Genomic DNA, 14,574 nt, shown 5'->3' with positions numbered 1-14,574 from the left:
ATGATGGAAAATGTAAACAACTTTCTGACCGAGATCATCGACGCCGACATTGCGGCGGGCCTGAATGAGCGCATTCACACCCGTTTCCCGCCCGAGCCGAACGGCTATCTGCATATCGGCTCGGCCAAGGCGATCTTCATTAACTGGTCGATCGCGAAAAAATACAACGGCCTGTTCAACCTGCGCTATGACGACACCAACCCGGTCAAGGAAGACACCGAATATGTCGATTCGATCTGGGAGGACATCAAGTGGCTGACCGGCGAGGAGCCGTCGGGCGGCGTGTTCTACGGCTCGGATTACTTTGAAACCTGCTACGACTGCGCGGTCGCGCTCATCAAGGACGGCAAGGCCTATGTGGACGACCTGACGCAGGAAGAAATGCGCGCCTACCGCGGCACGCTGACCGAGCCGGGCAAGGAAAGCCCGTATCGCAATCGTTCGGTCGAGGAGAATTTGCAGCTGTTCGCGGATATGCGCGCGGGCAAGTTCGAGGACGGCTCCAAGACGCTGCGCGCCAAGATCGACATGGCAAGCCCGAACATGAACCTGCGCGATCCCGCAATCTACCGCATCGTGCGCGCGCATCATCACCGTCAGGGTGACAAGTGGTGCATTTATCCGCTCTATGACTTTGCACACCCGATTCAGGACGCGATCGAGGGCATCACGCACTCGATGTGCTCGATCGAGTTTGAGAATCATCGTCCGCTGTACGAGTGGGTTGTGGACAACTGCCCGCTGCCGCACCATCCCAAGCAGCGCGAGTTCGCACGCCTGAATGTGACGCACACGGTCATGAGCAAGCGTTACCTGCGCCAGCTGGTGTTTGAGCACCACGTGGAGGGTTGGGACGACCCGCGTATGCCCACGCTGTGCGCGCTGCGCCGCCGCGGCTATACGCCGAGCGCGATTCTGGACTTCGTCCAGCGCGCGGGTGTTGCGAAGGCGGATTCGCTCGTGGACATCAAGCTGCTCGAGCACTGCATCCGTGAGGAACTGAACGAGACCGCGCTGCGCCGCATGTCGGTGACCGAGCCGGTCAAGCTCGTTATCACCAACTATCCCGAGGACAAGTGCGAGGAGTTCGAAGTGCCGAACAACCCGCGCAACGAGGCCGCGGGTACGCGCAAGGTGCCGTTTACGCGCGAGCTGTATATCGAAAAGAGCGACTTTGCCGAGGTTCCGCCTCCGAAGTTCCAGCGTTTAAAGCCCGACGGCGAGGTTCGCCTGATGGGCGCGTATATTGTAAAGTGCAACGAGGTCGTCAAGGACGAAAACGGCGAGATCGTCGAGATCCGCTGCACGGCCGACCTCGAGACCGGCAACGGCATGCCGGTGGACGGCCGCAAGGTCAAGGGCACGATCCACTGGGTTTCCGCTGCGCACGCGATCGACGCCGACCTGTACCTGTACGACAATCTGTTTACGCTCGAGAACGTAAACGACGTACCCGAGGGCACGGATTATCTGGATTACCTCAATCCGGATTCGCTCAAAAAGCTGACCGGCTGCAAGCTTGAGCCGTCGCTTGCCGACGCCAAGGAAGGCGAGCGCTTCCAGTTTGTCCGCATGGGCTATTATGTCAAGGACAGGGAAGAGGGCCGCTTCAACCGCATCGTTACCCTCAAGGACAGCTTCGCCAAGACGCTGCAAAAGTAAAAACAAAAGCACCCGAAAGGGTGCTTTTGTTTCTGTCATTTTGGCTTGCGGTGCTGCGCTTTCCATGCCTTGATCTGCTCGAGCCGCGCTTTGTACTTGGCTTCCAGACCCTGGTCGGTCGGGCGGTAGTATTCCGTGCCTTCGAGCGAGTCGGGCAGGCATTGCATATCGGTCAGCTTGTCGGCGGTGTCATGCGCATATTGATAGCCCTTGCCGTAGTCCAGCTCTTTCATCAGCCGGGTCGGCGCGTTGCGGATGACCAGCGGCACGGGTTCACTGAGTTGGGTCAGCGCGTCTTTTTTGGCGTGTTCGTAGGCCATATACAGGGCGTTGGACTTGGGCGCGAGCGACATATACACGACCGCATGCGTCAGATGCACCGTGCACTCGGGCATGCCGATGAAATGGCAAGCCTGATAGGCCGCAACCGCGACTTCGAGCGCGCGGGAGTCGGCCATGCCGATGTCCTCGCTGGCAAACCGGGTGACGCGCCGCGCGATGTAGAGCGGGTCCTCGCCCGCCTCCAGCATGCGCGCAAGCCAGTAGACCGCAGCGTCCGGGTCGGAGTTGCGCATGGATTTGTGCAAGGCGGAAATGAGGTTGTAGTGCTCCTCGCCGGTTTTGTCATACAGCAGCGACTTTTTCGAAATGCACTGCTCAAGCGTCTCGCGCGTGACGCGCACGGTTTTGCCGTCCGTGTCGCTGTTGAGCACCAGCATTTCGAGGGTGGACAGCGCCGCGCGCGCGTCGCCGTTTGCAAAGTTCGCGATCGCTTCCAGCATATCGGGCTCAATCTCGATTTTCTGCCCGCCGAAGCCGCGCGGGTCGGTCAGCGCGCGGGAAAGCAGGGCAGTGAGGTCAGCTGTTGTCAGCGCCTGCAAAACAAACACCTTGCAGCGCGATAAAAGTGCGCCGTTGACCTCGAAGGACGGGTTTTCGGTGGTCGCGCCGATCAGGATGATGCTGCCCTTTTCAACAAAGGGCAGGAAGGCGTCCTGCTGCGCCTTGTTGAAGCGGTGGATCTCGTCTACAAACACGATCGTGCGCTCGCCGAAGCGGCGGTTGTCCTCGGCTTGCTGCATAACTTGCCGAATCTCTTTGATACCGCTGGTGACGGCCGAAAAGTCGATGAATGTGGCCTTGGTTTGGTTCGCGATGATGCGCGCGAGCGTGGTTTTGCCCACACCGGGCGGCCCCCAGAAGATCATCGAGCTGACGCGATCGCTTTCGATCAGGCGGCGCAGCACTTTGCCTTCGCCCAGCAGATGAGTCTGTCCGACAAATTCGGACAGGTCGCGCGGGCGCAGCCGCGCCGCGAGCGGGCGGGTATCGTCCCCGCCGAACAGGGTTTGTTGTTCCATGCTGCGCACCTCCTAAATCAGATATTTGTATTATAGCACCGAACAAATGTTCCTGCAAGGCGGCATGAAAAAATCCTCTCCGGGAAGGAGAGGATTTTTCGCCTTATTGCAGGGGGACATCTACGCCGTCAAAGTTCAGCAGAACGATATCGGTCGGGTCGAGCGGTTGGTCAAACGTCCACTGGTCGTGGGCGTAGCCGTAGCCGTCCGGCAGGGAATTGTCGTTGTCGTCCAATACGGTGCCCCAGCCGCTGTCGATACAGTTATTGGTCAGATACAGCTTTTCGCCGTCTTTGGTGATGGCGTAGGTTGGGCGACGCCCCAGAACGGTGCCCTGACTGGAAGAGCGTGCAGAGACGCCGATTTCGGAAACGCGGATTTCTTCCACCCGTGCGCCGCCGACCTGCATATTCGGGTGATAAACCACTTCATCCGCAGTTTCCACCGTGATGGTGAAATTCCAGACGCCTTCGACCGGATCATGCAGCATATAACTGCCAGATAAATCGCTGAATGTCATATAGGGAAGGTCGGCTGGGGTAATGTCACATACTTCATCAAAATACCATTGGCCGTTATACTGGAAGCATCGGCCACCGCCGAGATATCGCTCAGTGTCGCGTGCGTCGGTCGCATGGCTGGACAACGTGCTGCCGGAATGGTTGGCTTCCCCCAGAAAAGCGACTTGAATATGCAGTTTGCCATCCTCACCAAAGCCGACCGAGGATAGACGAGCGTAGCTAGTCCCTTCCAACTCGCGCGGTGTTTGTTCGGGGACGAGCGGAATGTGCTCTGCGAAAAGCATCACGCCCATATCCTCCGTCATGTTTTTCAGCCCGGTGGCAGACAACATTTCACGCGGGAAATCGACCGTTTCCGTTATCTGTTCAGAGGACTGGAAGCTGCTCAAAGACACACTGACCTCGGTGCCGTCTGTGATCGGACGGCCAATGTTGTCGATCTCGATGAGTGCGGTACGGCTGGCCTCGTCATAGTAGACAACATGGGCGCCACCGCGCCAACCGTTCACCTCTATCGCGTCCTTGTCCTGCGGGTATTCCAGCCATGCGCCAACCCGCATATCTTCGCTGAGCCGGTCGCCGGTTTTGTCCTGCACTTCAACCCAGACACGCACCAGATTGCTGCTCGACAGCGCAGCCACCGGCCGCACCTCGATGCCGTTGTCCTCGACGGCGACACCGGTAATGGGCTGGCTTTGCTGGGAAAAGCTGCCGAGCGCATTTTTCAGTGCTTCCCGCAGGGCGGGCACGGCCGCGGCGAGTGCAGAAAAGGTCAGCAGCACGGCGAGCACCGCAGCCAGTGTAACGCGAGCAGCCGTCCCGCGCAGTGCCCGGCGGCGCGGTTTGACACTGCGCAGGATCTCGGCACGGCGTTCGGGCGAGAGCGTAATATTTTGCATTGCCATATCCAGATCCCTCCTCATATTGTGTGGATTATTCATCGTAGTACCATCCTTTCAAGGCTTCGCGCAGCTGTTTGCGGGCGCGGGACAGACGCGCGGTGACGGTCGAGACATCGACCTGCAAAATATCCGCGATCTCACGCGCTTTGAGTTCCTGATAATAGTACAAGATGATCACTTCCCGGTAAGGACGCGACAGCGCGAGGATCGCGCGGGGCAGCGCGTCGTCCACCTGGGGGTCGTCCGTTGGCGCGAACAGACGCTCGAGCTCTTCGGCGGGTGCGCGGCGGCGTTTCCACGGCGAGCGCAGATAGCTTTTGCACACGTTGATCGCGATGCGTGTGATCCAAGTGATCTCGCTGCCGTCGCCGCGGAATTTGTCTGCATTGCGCCATGCTTTGAGCAAGGTTTCCTGCACGGCGTCTTCGGCCAGATGCACGTCTTTCAGGTAGAGCGTGCACAGGCGCAGCAGGCGGTCGCCCCAGTCGTTCAGCAGGCGCGCAAAACCGTCCTCGTCCTGCAGATACGAGGACGCTTGTTCCTGGTTCGTTGCCACGGCGTTCCCTCCTTTCAACCATTAGACGCACGGGACGGGCAAAAGACTGCAACAAAAAGGAGGCTTTTTGCAAAGCCTCCCAAAAGCGGTGGGGAAGAGGTCACAGCAGCAGGGTTTGGATCTCGGCATCGGGCGCGAGCGTGCGGACATACCCGCAAAGCTGCTCGAGCGCGGAGGAGAGCAGCGAAGACGGGGTGTCCGGCGTGCCGAAGACCGGATAAAACACATGCCGGCTGTCCGGATGCACGCAGGTGCGGTTGTCTGCACCCGCGATCATGCTGAAGATGATGCCGTTGTCATCACGGCCGCAGACGTCGCCGGGATAGGTGTGCGTACTGTCCGCGCGCATGCCGTTAAATGGCAGCTTTGCGTCCGGGGAAAACACGGTCAGCCCGCCGTCCATGCGGTCGATGTCGTGCGTGCCCGACAGCACAAAGGTGCAAAGCTCGAGCAAAAACGGCACTTCGGTCACGGGATTGACGTCCGGGAACGGACGGCCCTTGAACAGTACAGATTCAAACTGCTGCATGACCGGATAGGTCTTTTTGAATTTGCGGAAAAAGCGGAAATAGGGGTTTTGACCAAAGACCGCCTTGCGGTCGTAGTCGACAAAGCGTTCGCGGCACGCGGCCAGCTCGCGCTCTGCCAGTGCGCGGAACGCAGGCTCGTTCCACGTTTCCCGCGCGGGAAAGGTCACTTCGGCCAGACCGAACGGGATGCCGCGTGCGGCAAAGGATGGATCAAGTTGAATCGGGATCATGTGGCACCTTCTATCGTGAGAGCAACATATGGATTGATGGGGTCGCTGTATTCGACCGGCGCGCCGGTCAGCACATCGTAATAATACCAGCGTTCGCGGTCATTGTCCGCAAAAAAGTAGATGCCGAGCGGGGTCTGCGACCGGTCGCCCGTGATGCGGCCGATGAATTGTCCGCCCTCGGCCTCACCGACCGGCGTGATCTGCGCGACCGAAACCGGATGCAGGATGGCCAGATACAGCGGCAGTACAAGCAGCATAGGCGCATACAGGACCAGCATCATGACGGCAGCATTCCACGCCGGCGGATGCGGCCGCTTGGGACGCATCGGGCGGCGGAAGGGCAGCCGGGGATAGAGCCAGACGGCAATGCCGCACAGCGCCATCAGCAGAAAGTCCCAAAGCACGGGCTGGTATAGAAGGGCGTGCCAGTCTTGCTCCTGCACTAACACATAGACCAGAAAGGTGCATAGCACCAAAACCAGTGCGGCGCTCCAACGCGGCGTTTTGGTGCGCGGCTTGTCCGGCGGTTCGGCCAGCACGCCGAACACCAGGATCAAAGCGCCATAGGCCCACCAGTACATCGGGTTGAGGTTGAGCGCATCGTCATACGCGATGTGCGCCCATGTCATCAGCGAGCAGGCTGCCAGCCAGACGGCGGCCGCAATGCTGACCAGCACGGTTGTCGAACTGGGTTTGCGCATGTCTATCCCACCTTATAAAAGACAAACGGGCAAAGCCTTGCGGCTTTGCCCGTTTTTTGTGTCATGAATGCGCCGCAAGACGCGGTTGGATGCAAAGGAAAGATTACGCTTCCGCCTTGATCTTCTTGAGCTGAGCGAAGCGCGGCAGGCCGTTCACCTTCGGGCCTACGTTCTCGCCGGCGATCAGCGGCATTGCGTACTCGATGAACTTCTCGGTTACGCCGTTGCCTTCCTCATTGATCCAATCGCGCGGAACCTTCTTCTCGGTGTTGGCAACTTCGGAGAGCGGCAGCAGCTCGATCTCGCACTTGTAGCCGTTTTCGTCGCGGGTGCACTTGAAGCCCGGCATAAAGTCGGTCTTGCCGGCAACAGCGTTCTCAACCGCAGCCTTACCGGACATATAGGACTCGTCCACGTCGGTCTTGGAAGCGCAGTGAGCCGCGCAGCGCTGCAGCAGGGAGAGCTCGATGCCGCGAACCTTGCAGCCCAGCTCGTTCTTGACGGTGTCTGCGAGCATCGCAGCCAGGCCGCCCAGCTGTGCATGGCCGAAGCCGTCGGTTGCAGAGGTCTTGGCCTCGGATACGAAGGAGCCGTCCGCGTAGTGGATGCCTTCGGAAACCGCAACCAGGCAGTTGCCCTTCTCTTCGTAGATGCGCTTTACATCCGCGAGGAACTTCTGCATGTCGAAGTCGGTCTCGGGGAGGTAAATCAGATCCGGGCCGGCGCCCATCGCGGTTGCCAGACCGGCGGAACCCGCCAGCCAGCCGGCGTGACGGCCCATGATCTCGACGATGCAGACCATGCCGGTGTCATATACGCGCGCATCCTGATAGATTTCCATGCAGGAGGTGGCGATATACTTGGCAGCGGATGCAAAGCCCGGGCAGTGGTCAGTGCCGAACAGGTCGTTGTCGATGGTCTTCGGAATGCCCATGACGCGGCACTCGTAGCCGGACTTCATCATATACTTGGAAACCTTGTTGCAGGTGTCCATGGAGTCGTTGCCGCCATTGTAGAAGAAATAGCGGATGTCGTACTTCTTGAAGATTTCAAGGATGCGCTTGTAATCGGTGTCGTCCACATCCGGGTCAGCCAGCTTGTAGCGGCAGGAGCCGAGCGCAGAGGACGGGGTATAACGCAGCAGCGCGAGTTCGTCGCGGTCTTCCTTGTCGATGTCGTACAGTTCGTCGTTCAGCAGGCCCTTGATGCCGTGTGCCATGCCGAATACGCGGGTGATAGACGGGTTGTCCAGCGCGGTCTCCAGCGCGCCGAGAACAGAAGAGTTGATGACCGAAGTCGGGCCGCCCGACTGGCCGATGACGCAAGCGCCTTTCAGTTCACTCATAATGATAAACCTCCTAACAAATTCAAATACAGGGTTTGCCCACTGCATTTTCTTGCAATATAAGGTTATCATAAAACCGCCTCAAAATCAATGCATAACAGAATTTTTTGCATGCAGCCCGGCATTTTCGGCAGAAAAGCAAAAAATGGTTCCAATTTTGATGATGGACTTGATTTTATGGGAACATACTGATAAAATATAGGAAGAATTCAGCTTAGGCTAATTTGTTTGTTAGGAAAGGAAGTTTACTATGCCATTAGTTACTACTACCGAGATGTTTAAGAAGGCTTATGACGGCGGCTATGCTGTCGGCGCTTTCAACGTAAACAACATGGAGATCGTACAGGGCATCACCGAGGCTTGCCAGGAGCAGCATGCACCGGTTGTTCTGCAGGTTTCCAAGGGCGCGCGCGCTTACGCCAACCACACCTATCTGGTAAAGATGGTTGAAGCGGCTGTTCAGGAGTGCCCGGATGTTCCGATCGCGCTGCACCTTGACCACGGCCCGGACTTCGAGACCTGCAAGTCCTGCATCGACGGCGGCTTCACCTCCGTTATGATCGACGCTTCCAGCAAGCCGTTTGACGAGAACGTTGAGATCACCAAGAAGGTCGTTGAGTACGCACATGCGCACGGCGTAGTCGTTGAGGCTGAGCTGGGCACCCTGGCCGGCGTTGAGGACGACGTTAAGGTTTCCGCTGAGGATTCTTCCTACACCCATCCGGAAGAAGTAGAAGAGTTCGTTTCCCGCACCGGCTGCGACTCGCTGGCTATCGCCATCGGCACGTCCCACGGCGCTTACAAGTTCACCCCCGAGCAGTGCACCCGCAACGAGCAGGGCATCCTGGTTCCGCCTCCGCTGCGCTTCGACGTTCTGGAGGAAGTTTCCAAGCGTCTGCCGGGCTTCCCGATCGTTCTGCACGGTTCCTCTTCTGTTCCGCAGAAGTTCGTTGATATGATCAACGCGCACGGCGGCAAGATGCCCGATGCGATCGGCATTCCGGAGGAAGAGCTGCGCAAGGCTGCTCAGCTGTCCGTCTGCAAGATCAACATCGACTCGGATATCCGTCTGGCTATCACCGCTACCATCCGTGAGTACTTCGACGAGCATCCGGATCACTTCGATCCCCGTCAGTACCTCAAGCCCGCACGTCAGGCTGTCAAGGACATGGTCGCTCACAAGCTGATCCACGTTCTGGGCTGCAACGGCAAGGCCTAAGGCATAGTTTCAAATGCACAGCGGACCGCATCCATTTGCGATGCGGTCCGTTTTTTTCGTGTTTCAGCGGGAAATCCTTCCAAAATTATGGGATATTGCTGTTTTCATACTTTACACTATGAAAGCGCTGTGCTATAATAGATGCATCAAAGCGCAATGAGGAATGCAGGAGGGATCGTTTTGAATCGAAAGCTGAAAGATGAAGATATGGATATCCTGTTCCGCGGCATCTTGAAACTCCAAACCATAGAGGATTGTTATGACTTTTTCGAGGATCTGTGCACGATCGCGGAGCTTCGCGCCATGGTGCAGCGGTTTCAGGTGGCGCGCATGCTGGACGAAGGCAGGATTTACAGCGATATCGTACAGGAAACCGGCGCATCGACTGCGACGATCAGCCGCGTCAACAAATGCTTGGTATACGGTTCGGATGGCTATCGCAAGATGCTCGACCGGTTGAAGGAAGACGATGAATAGTTATCAGACCCTGTCGGCATACTATGACCGCTTTACCGATGACGTGGGCTATGAGCACTGGGCGGATTTCTTTGAAGCGCTGTTTGCGCGCGAAGGCGTGGCGCCCAAGCTCGTGCTTGATCTGGCCTGCGGCACGGGCACGCTGACGCGTCTGCTTGCCCAGCGCGGCTATGACATGATCGGCGTGGACGCGTCGCCCGAGATGCTCATGCAGGCCATGCAGAACACGATCGACTGTGCGCCGCGCCCGCTGTTTCTCAATCAGCGCATGGAGCAGCTCGACCTGTACGGCACGGTGGACGTGTGCCTGTGCTGTCTGGACAGCATCAACTATGTGACCGAGCCCGAGACGCTGCAAAAGGCGTTTGACCGGGTGCACCTGTTTCTCGAGCCGAAAACCGGGCTGTTTGTGTTCGATATCAATACGCCGGAAAAGTTTGCGCGCATCGACGGCAACAGCTATGTGCGCGAGGATGAGGATGTGTTCTGCGTCTGGCAGGCGGCGGTCGAGGACGGCCTGTGCGCCTATCAGTTCGATATCTTTGAACGCGACGGCGATGCATGGACGCGCGCGCAGGAGACGCATGAGGAGCGGGTGTATACTATTCCGGAACTGACCGCGATGCTGGAAAAAGCCGGTTTTACCGAAATCAAAACCTATGGAGACCAGTCGTTCTCGCCCGTGCGCGGCGGGGAGGACCGGGTCTATATTACCGCACGAAAGAGAGATTAATAGTTTATGAGCGATACTTTGCTTCGCGCAATCGCCCGCGATGCGGGCATTCAAATTTCCGCCGCCGTGACGACCGGACTGGTCGAGCGCGCGCGGCAGATCCACGATACCACGCCGGTTGCGACCGCGGCGCTCGGCCGCACGCTGACCGCGACCGCCATCATGGGCAGCCAGCTCAAGACCGACGACGGTTCGGTGACCGTGCAGGTCAAGGGCAATGGCCCGCTGGGCACGATTGTGTGCGTCGGCGAGGCGGACGGCTGGGTGCGCGGTTATCTGCAAAACCCGGGCTGTGAGCTGCCGCTGCGTGCGGACGGCAAGCTGGATGTGGGCGGCGGCGTGGGCCGCGGCTATTTGATGGTCATCAAGGACATCGGCCTGAAAGACCCGGTGACGGGCACAGTCGCGCTGGTCAACGGTGAGATCGCCGAGGACTTGACGCGTTACTTTGCGGAGAGCGAGCAGATCCCGTCCGCGTGCGCGCTGGGCGTGCTGGTGGACACCGACCGGACGGTCAAATGTGCCGGCGGCTGGCTGGTGCAGCTGATGCCGGGCGTCAAGGACGCGGATATCGACCGTCTGGAAGCCAATCTTGCGAAGATCGAGCCGATGACCGCCATGCTCGATAAGGGCATGACGCTGGAGCAGATTGTCCAGACCGTGCTGGACGGCTTCGCGGTGGACTTTTTACAGACCGACCCGATCGGCTACCGCTGCGCATGCAGCCGGGAAAAGGTGGAGCGCGCGCTCATCAGCATGGGAAAAGACGAACTTTCCAAAATGGCGGAAGAGCAGGAAAAAAGTGAGGTAACTTGCCAGTTTTGCGATAAAGTTTACACATTTACCCGGCAAGAGTTACGTCAACTTTTGACGCACGCAGAAAAATAAAAAAATCGTAAAAAAACAGTTGACATTTGGCTGTTGTTTCGATATAATTAATCCTGCCGCTGATGATTACAGCGGCGGCGATTCGGCCCGGTAGCTCAGTTGGTTAGAGCGCCAGCCTGTCACGCTGGAGGCCGTGGGTTCAAGTCCCATCCGGGTCGCCATTTCTTCAATCCAAACCGGTTGAAGAAAATTTGCCTCTGTAGCTCAGTCGGTAGAGCAGGGGACTGAAAATCCCCGTGTCGGTGGTTCGATTCCGCCCGGAGGCACCATAATATGCGGCTGTAGCTCATCTGGTAGAGCGCCACCTTGCCAAGGTGGAGGTAGCGAGTTCGAGCCTCGTCAGCCGCTCCATATTTGGTACCATAGCCAAGCGGTAAGGCGTGGGACTGCAACTCCCTGATCCCCAGTTCGATTCTGGGTGGTACCTCCAAAAAGAAAAGAGACGCCAATATGGCGTCTCTTTTTTGCTATGTGCAAACCATAAGAAAATCTTAAGAATTTCATGAGGAAAATCAACAGAATCCTTTGTTATTATAGAACCATAGAGGAGGGGGGACACCATGGAGAAACTGAGCGTGTTGGTGGTAGACGATGATAAGGAGATTGTAGACAGTATCGCGATCTTTTTGCAGGCGGACGGCTACGCGGTGGAGAAGGCATACAACGGTCTGGAAGCGTTGGATATCATAATGACGCGGACGGTGCATCTGTTGCTGCTGGACATTATGATGCCCGAACTGGACGGCATCAAAACGCTGCTCAAGGTGCGGGAGAGCAAGAATATTCCGATCATCCTTATTTCGGCCAAAAGCGAGGACGCGGATAAAATCCTCGGCCTGACGGCGGGCGCGGACGATTATATCACCAAGCCCTTTAACCCGTCCGAGCTGGTCGCACGCGTCAAGAGCCAGCTGCGGCGGTATACGCAGCTGGGCGCGATGCAGGTGACCGAAAAGCAGATCGCCATTCGCGGACTGGTGCTGGACACCGAGAGCAAAACCGTGACGGTGGATGGTGAGGCGGTGCGCCTGACGCCGCTCGAGTATAAAATCCTCGAGCTGCTGTGCCGCCATCCGGGCAAGGTGTTCTCCACCGAGGAGATTTACCGGCAGGTGTGGCATGACGAGGTGGTGTCGGACAACGCGATTGCGGTGCATGTGCGGCATATCCGCGAAAAGATCGAGATCAACCCTAAGGAGCCGCGCTATCTCAAGGTCGTGTGGGGCGTGGGCTATAAGATAGAGAGGAGCGAGGGAACATGAAAAAGGTGATGCGGTCGCCCATCCTCAAGGGCGCGGCGTTTATTCTGTGCCTTGTCTGTGTGGCGGTGGCTGGATTGACACTGGGCAACGCGGCACAGTGGTTCTATGAAAAAAGCGGGGATCCGGGCGCGGTGCTTTACCAGTTCGAGTCGAGCTTTGCGGAATCGCGTACGCTCAAAAACGAATTTGGCGAAGCACTTTCGACGCTGAACCGGATGCTTTTGAATCCTTATGAAAAAGATGATGTCACGGAATCCCTGAGCGCCTATTTTTGCGGTGACTATTATGCCAAAATCGGCGGAAATGTTATCAGCAATGCAAATCTGACCGAGGCGGGGCTGAAAACCGCGCCGTATTATGTGGTGATCCGGCCGGGAGATTGGTACGGCAATGTGGATATTTCGGATTACAGCTATGAATTGTCCGATTGGACGAGCGCGTATGATTATTATTGGGAGGATCAGACCCGATTAGAAAAAGCGGGGCTTCGGAATAAGCTGGCGGATGACGACTGCATCCTGCTGCGCCTGACTGGTGAGCAGGTTTCTGTTATGCAGAATTCGTGGGAACAAGGGCGCGATATCGTTAATGGCGCGCTGACCAAAAGCATTGCTGTTTTCTTTGTAGCGTTGGTGGCGTTTATTTACCTGCTGTTTGTCACCGGCCGTCGGCCGGAGGACGAGGAAGTGCATCTGGTGCTGATCGACCGGATGTTTGTCGAACTGAATGTGTGCATCATCATCGGCGTGACGATCGGCACTGCGTTGCTCGTGGCACTGGGCCTGGATTTGGCCTTGTTCCGCGACAGTCACACCATGGCGCTGATGACCAAGCTGCTGACTGTGCTGCTGGTCTGCGCGTTTGCCCTGGTAATGGAGCTGATCCTCTCGCTCGTGCGCAACCTGAAGAACCGTTCCTTTGTCCAGCGTTCGTTTATTCTGCGGGCGATTCGCTGGTGCTGGCGTACAGTGGTACGACTGTTCCGCTGGGTAATCAATCTGTTCCGCAATGCCCGGCATGGCGTGGGGCGAGGCAAGGACAGCCTGTGGCGCAAGGTGTTTGCAAATTATAAGACCCGAAATGTGATGCTTGTTTTCTTCGGATATACCGCGCTTCTGGCAATCTTTGCGACGTGGTTCGGCATAGACGGCGAGTGGACGCCGCTGCTGCTTGGGATTGCATGGTTCATTGTATCGGCGTGGTTCTTACTCAAGCGCATCGACGGCTTTGACCGCGTGGTAGACGCACTCAAGCGTCTGCGCGGCGGCGACCTGACCTATAAGCTGACCGACATGCCTGCCGGGGTTTTTGCCGCGATGGCGGACGATATCAACTCGCTGGGCGACGGTATGCAGGCTGCTTTGCAAAACGAGATCCGCGCCGAGCGCATGAAAAGTGAGCTCATCACCAACGTCAGCCACGACCTCAAGACCCCGCTGACCTCCATCCTCAATTATTCCGACCTGCTTTGTCAGGAACATCTGACCCCGGAAGAGGCCAACGACTACGCAAAAATCATCCATCAGAAAGGGATGCGGCTGAAAAACCTGACGAGCGACCTGTTTGATATCTCCAAGGTGCAGTCGGGGGCGGAGCAGATGCTGTGCGAGCGGCTGGATGCCTGTACGCTCGTGCGGCAGGCGCTGGGTGAGCAGGATCGGTCGATCGGCGACGGCAAACTGACGCTCAAGGTGGATATGCCCGATCACGAGGTGCCGATCTGGGCGGACGGCAAAAAGATGTCCCGCGTGATGGAAAATCTGATCGGCAACTGTGTCAAGTACGCAATGCCCGGCACGCGCGTGTTCGTTTCGGTCAAGGAGGACAGAAACAACGCGGTGATCGAACTAAAGAACATTGCCAACTATGCGATGGACTTTGATGCAAGCGAGATTACCGAGCGGTTTGTCCGCGGCGACGCGGCGCGCTCGACCGAGGGCAGCGGCCTTGGGCTTGCGATCGCGAAGAGCTATGTCGAAGCCTGCGGCGGTACGTTTGCGGTTTCGGTGGACGGCGACCTGTTCAAGGTGCAGATCGTCTTTGTCATCCAGCCGTAACAAGAGCAGAACAACAGAACATGTGGGAGGAAACGCCGACCCGGCAAACGCCGGGCCGGCGTTTTGTCTGCAAAAAATAATTCGCCATAGGGTTGACATGGTGTAAATATTGTATATAATGAGTATATAC

General features: G+C 57.5%; 13 protein-coding genes and 4 tRNA genes. 11 read left to right on the top strand and 6 right to left on the bottom strand.

All coding sequences use genetic code 11. The features are described 5' to 3' along the window. The first annotated feature begins 3 nt into the window (after nucleotides 1–3). Entirely contained in the window at nucleotides 4–1,662 is a 1,659-nt protein-coding gene (locus tag EJL02_RS09550) for a glutamine--tRNA ligase/YqeY domain fusion protein (protein ID WP_125116245.1), read from the top strand. 35 nt (nucleotides 1,663–1,697) lie between these two features. On the opposite strand, the gene EJL02_RS09545 is transcribed toward EJL02_RS09550, so the two are convergent. From EJL02_RS09545 to EJL02_RS09520, 6 genes are all read right to left on the bottom strand, one after another. Further along, a complete protein-coding gene (locus tag EJL02_RS09545) occupies nucleotides 1,698–3,023 on the bottom strand; it encodes a replication-associated recombination protein A (RefSeq protein WP_125116184.1) in 1,326 nt (441 codons plus the stop codon). Nucleotides 3,024–3,126: 103 nt separating this feature from the next. Further along, complete coding sequence (locus tag EJL02_RS09540) at nucleotides 3,127–4,449, bottom strand: hypothetical protein (RefSeq protein ID WP_125116183.1); 1,323 nt, start codon at nucleotides 4,447–4,449, stop codon at nucleotides 3,127–3,129. Between the two features lie 28 nt (nucleotides 4,450–4,477). Continuing rightward, nucleotides 4,478–5,002: an RNA polymerase sigma factor gene (locus EJL02_RS09535; RefSeq protein ID WP_243114449.1), complete on the bottom strand. Its 525-nt coding sequence runs from the start codon at nucleotides 5,000–5,002 to the stop codon at nucleotides 4,478–4,480. 100 nt (nucleotides 5,003–5,102) lie between these two features. Continuing rightward, a complete protein-coding gene (locus EJL02_RS09530) occupies nucleotides 5,103–5,762 on the bottom strand; it encodes a hypothetical protein (RefSeq protein ID WP_125116182.1) in 660 nt (219 codons plus the stop codon). After that, nucleotides 5,759–6,463 (bottom strand): hypothetical protein, encoded by a 705-nt coding sequence (locus EJL02_RS09525; RefSeq protein WP_125116181.1) that lies wholly within the window; start codon nucleotides 6,461–6,463, stop codon nucleotides 5,759–5,761. Before EJL02_RS09525 ends, EJL02_RS09530 begins: the two co-directional genes overlap by 4 nt. A 103-nt stretch (nucleotides 6,464–6,566) precedes the next feature. Continuing rightward, nucleotides 6,567–7,808: a 6-phosphofructokinase gene (locus tag EJL02_RS09520; protein ID WP_125116180.1), complete on the bottom strand. Its 1,242-nt coding sequence runs from the start codon at nucleotides 7,806–7,808 to the stop codon at nucleotides 6,567–6,569. A 250-nt stretch (nucleotides 7,809–8,058) separates the two neighbouring features. Here EJL02_RS09520 and fba point away from each other — a divergent pair, with 250 nt between their 5' ends. From fba to EJL02_RS09470, 10 genes are all read left to right on the top strand, one after another. Beyond that, entirely contained in the window at nucleotides 8,059–9,027 is a 969-nt protein-coding gene (fba, locus tag EJL02_RS09515) for a class II fructose-1,6-bisphosphate aldolase (RefSeq protein ID WP_125116179.1), read from the top strand. 180 nt (nucleotides 9,028–9,207) lie between these two features. After that, the gene (locus tag EJL02_RS09510; protein ID WP_125116178.1) at nucleotides 9,208–9,504 is read left to right on the top strand and encodes a YerC/YecD family TrpR-related protein; all 297 of its coding nucleotides are present in this window, start codon (nucleotides 9,208–9,210) and stop codon (nucleotides 9,502–9,504) included. After that, entirely contained in the window at nucleotides 9,497–10,237 is a 741-nt protein-coding gene (locus tag EJL02_RS09505) for a class I SAM-dependent DNA methyltransferase (RefSeq protein WP_125116177.1), read from the top strand. Before EJL02_RS09510 ends, EJL02_RS09505 begins: the two co-directional genes overlap by 8 nt. A 6-nt stretch (nucleotides 10,238–10,243) precedes the next feature. Then, nucleotides 10,244–11,125, top strand: a complete 882-nt coding sequence (gene hslO / locus EJL02_RS09500; RefSeq protein WP_125116176.1) for an Hsp33 family molecular chaperone HslO — start codon at nucleotides 10,244–10,246, stop codon at nucleotides 11,123–11,125. A gap of 84 nt (nucleotides 11,126–11,209) precedes the next feature. Beyond that, nucleotides 11,210–11,286, top strand: a tRNA-Asp gene (locus EJL02_RS09495). Nucleotides 11,287–11,318: 32 nt separating this feature from the next. Then, nucleotides 11,319–11,394: transfer RNA gene (locus EJL02_RS09490), tRNA-Phe, on the top strand. A gap of 6 nt (nucleotides 11,395–11,400) precedes the next feature. Next, nucleotides 11,401–11,476: transfer RNA gene (locus EJL02_RS09485), tRNA-Gly, on the top strand. A gap of 5 nt (nucleotides 11,477–11,481) precedes the next feature. Further along, nucleotides 11,482–11,555, top strand: a tRNA-Cys gene (locus EJL02_RS09480). Nucleotides 11,556–11,694: 139 nt separating this feature from the next. Further along, nucleotides 11,695–12,387, top strand: coding sequence for a response regulator transcription factor (locus tag EJL02_RS09475; RefSeq protein ID WP_442858011.1), 693 nt, complete (start codon nucleotides 11,695–11,697; stop codon nucleotides 12,385–12,387). Further along, nucleotides 12,384–14,444, top strand: coding sequence for a sensor histidine kinase (locus EJL02_RS09470; protein ID WP_125116174.1), 2,061 nt, complete (start codon nucleotides 12,384–12,386; stop codon nucleotides 14,442–14,444). Before EJL02_RS09475 ends, EJL02_RS09470 begins: the two co-directional genes overlap by 4 nt. Nucleotides 14,445–14,574 lie beyond the last annotated feature (130 nt).

The sequence above is a fragment of the Agathobaculum sp. Marseille-P7918 genome, from assembly GCF_900625105.1.
Classification (GTDB): domain Bacteria; phylum Bacillota; class Clostridia; order Oscillospirales; family Butyricicoccaceae; genus Agathobaculum.
This window is presented reverse-complemented; position numbering and strand designations above follow the sequence as displayed.

Excerpts from the sequence above, each read along its gene's own strand:
- EJL02_RS09550 (WP_125116245.1), top strand. The coding sequence starts at position 4 with ATGGAAAATGTAAACAACTTTCTGACCGAGATCATCGACGCCGACATT.
- EJL02_RS09545 (WP_125116184.1), bottom strand. The coding sequence starts at position 3,023 with ATGGAACAACAAACCCTGTTCGGCGGGGACGATACCCGCCCGCTCGCG.
- EJL02_RS09540 (WP_125116183.1), bottom strand. The coding sequence starts at position 4,449 with ATGGCAATGCAAAATATTACGCTCTCGCCCGAACGCCGTGCCGAGATC.
- EJL02_RS09530 (WP_125116182.1), bottom strand. The coding sequence starts at position 5,762 with ATGATCCCGATTCAACTTGATCCATCCTTTGCCGCACGCGGCATCCCG.
- EJL02_RS09525 (WP_125116181.1), bottom strand. The coding sequence starts at position 6,463 with ATGCGCAAACCCAGTTCGACAACCGTGCTGGTCAGCATTGCGGCCGCC.
- EJL02_RS09520 (WP_125116180.1), bottom strand. The coding sequence starts at position 7,808 with ATGAGTGAACTGAAAGGCGCTTGCGTCATCGGCCAGTCGGGCGGCCCG.
- fba (WP_125116179.1), top strand. The coding sequence starts at position 8,059 with ATGCCATTAGTTACTACTACCGAGATGTTTAAGAAGGCTTATGACGGC.
- EJL02_RS09505 (WP_125116177.1), top strand. The coding sequence starts at position 9,497 with ATGAATAGTTATCAGACCCTGTCGGCATACTATGACCGCTTTACCGAT.
- hslO (WP_125116176.1), top strand. The coding sequence starts at position 10,244 with ATGAGCGATACTTTGCTTCGCGCAATCGCCCGCGATGCGGGCATTCAA.
- EJL02_RS09470 (WP_125116174.1), top strand. The coding sequence starts at position 12,384 with ATGAAAAAGGTGATGCGGTCGCCCATCCTCAAGGGCGCGGCGTTTATT.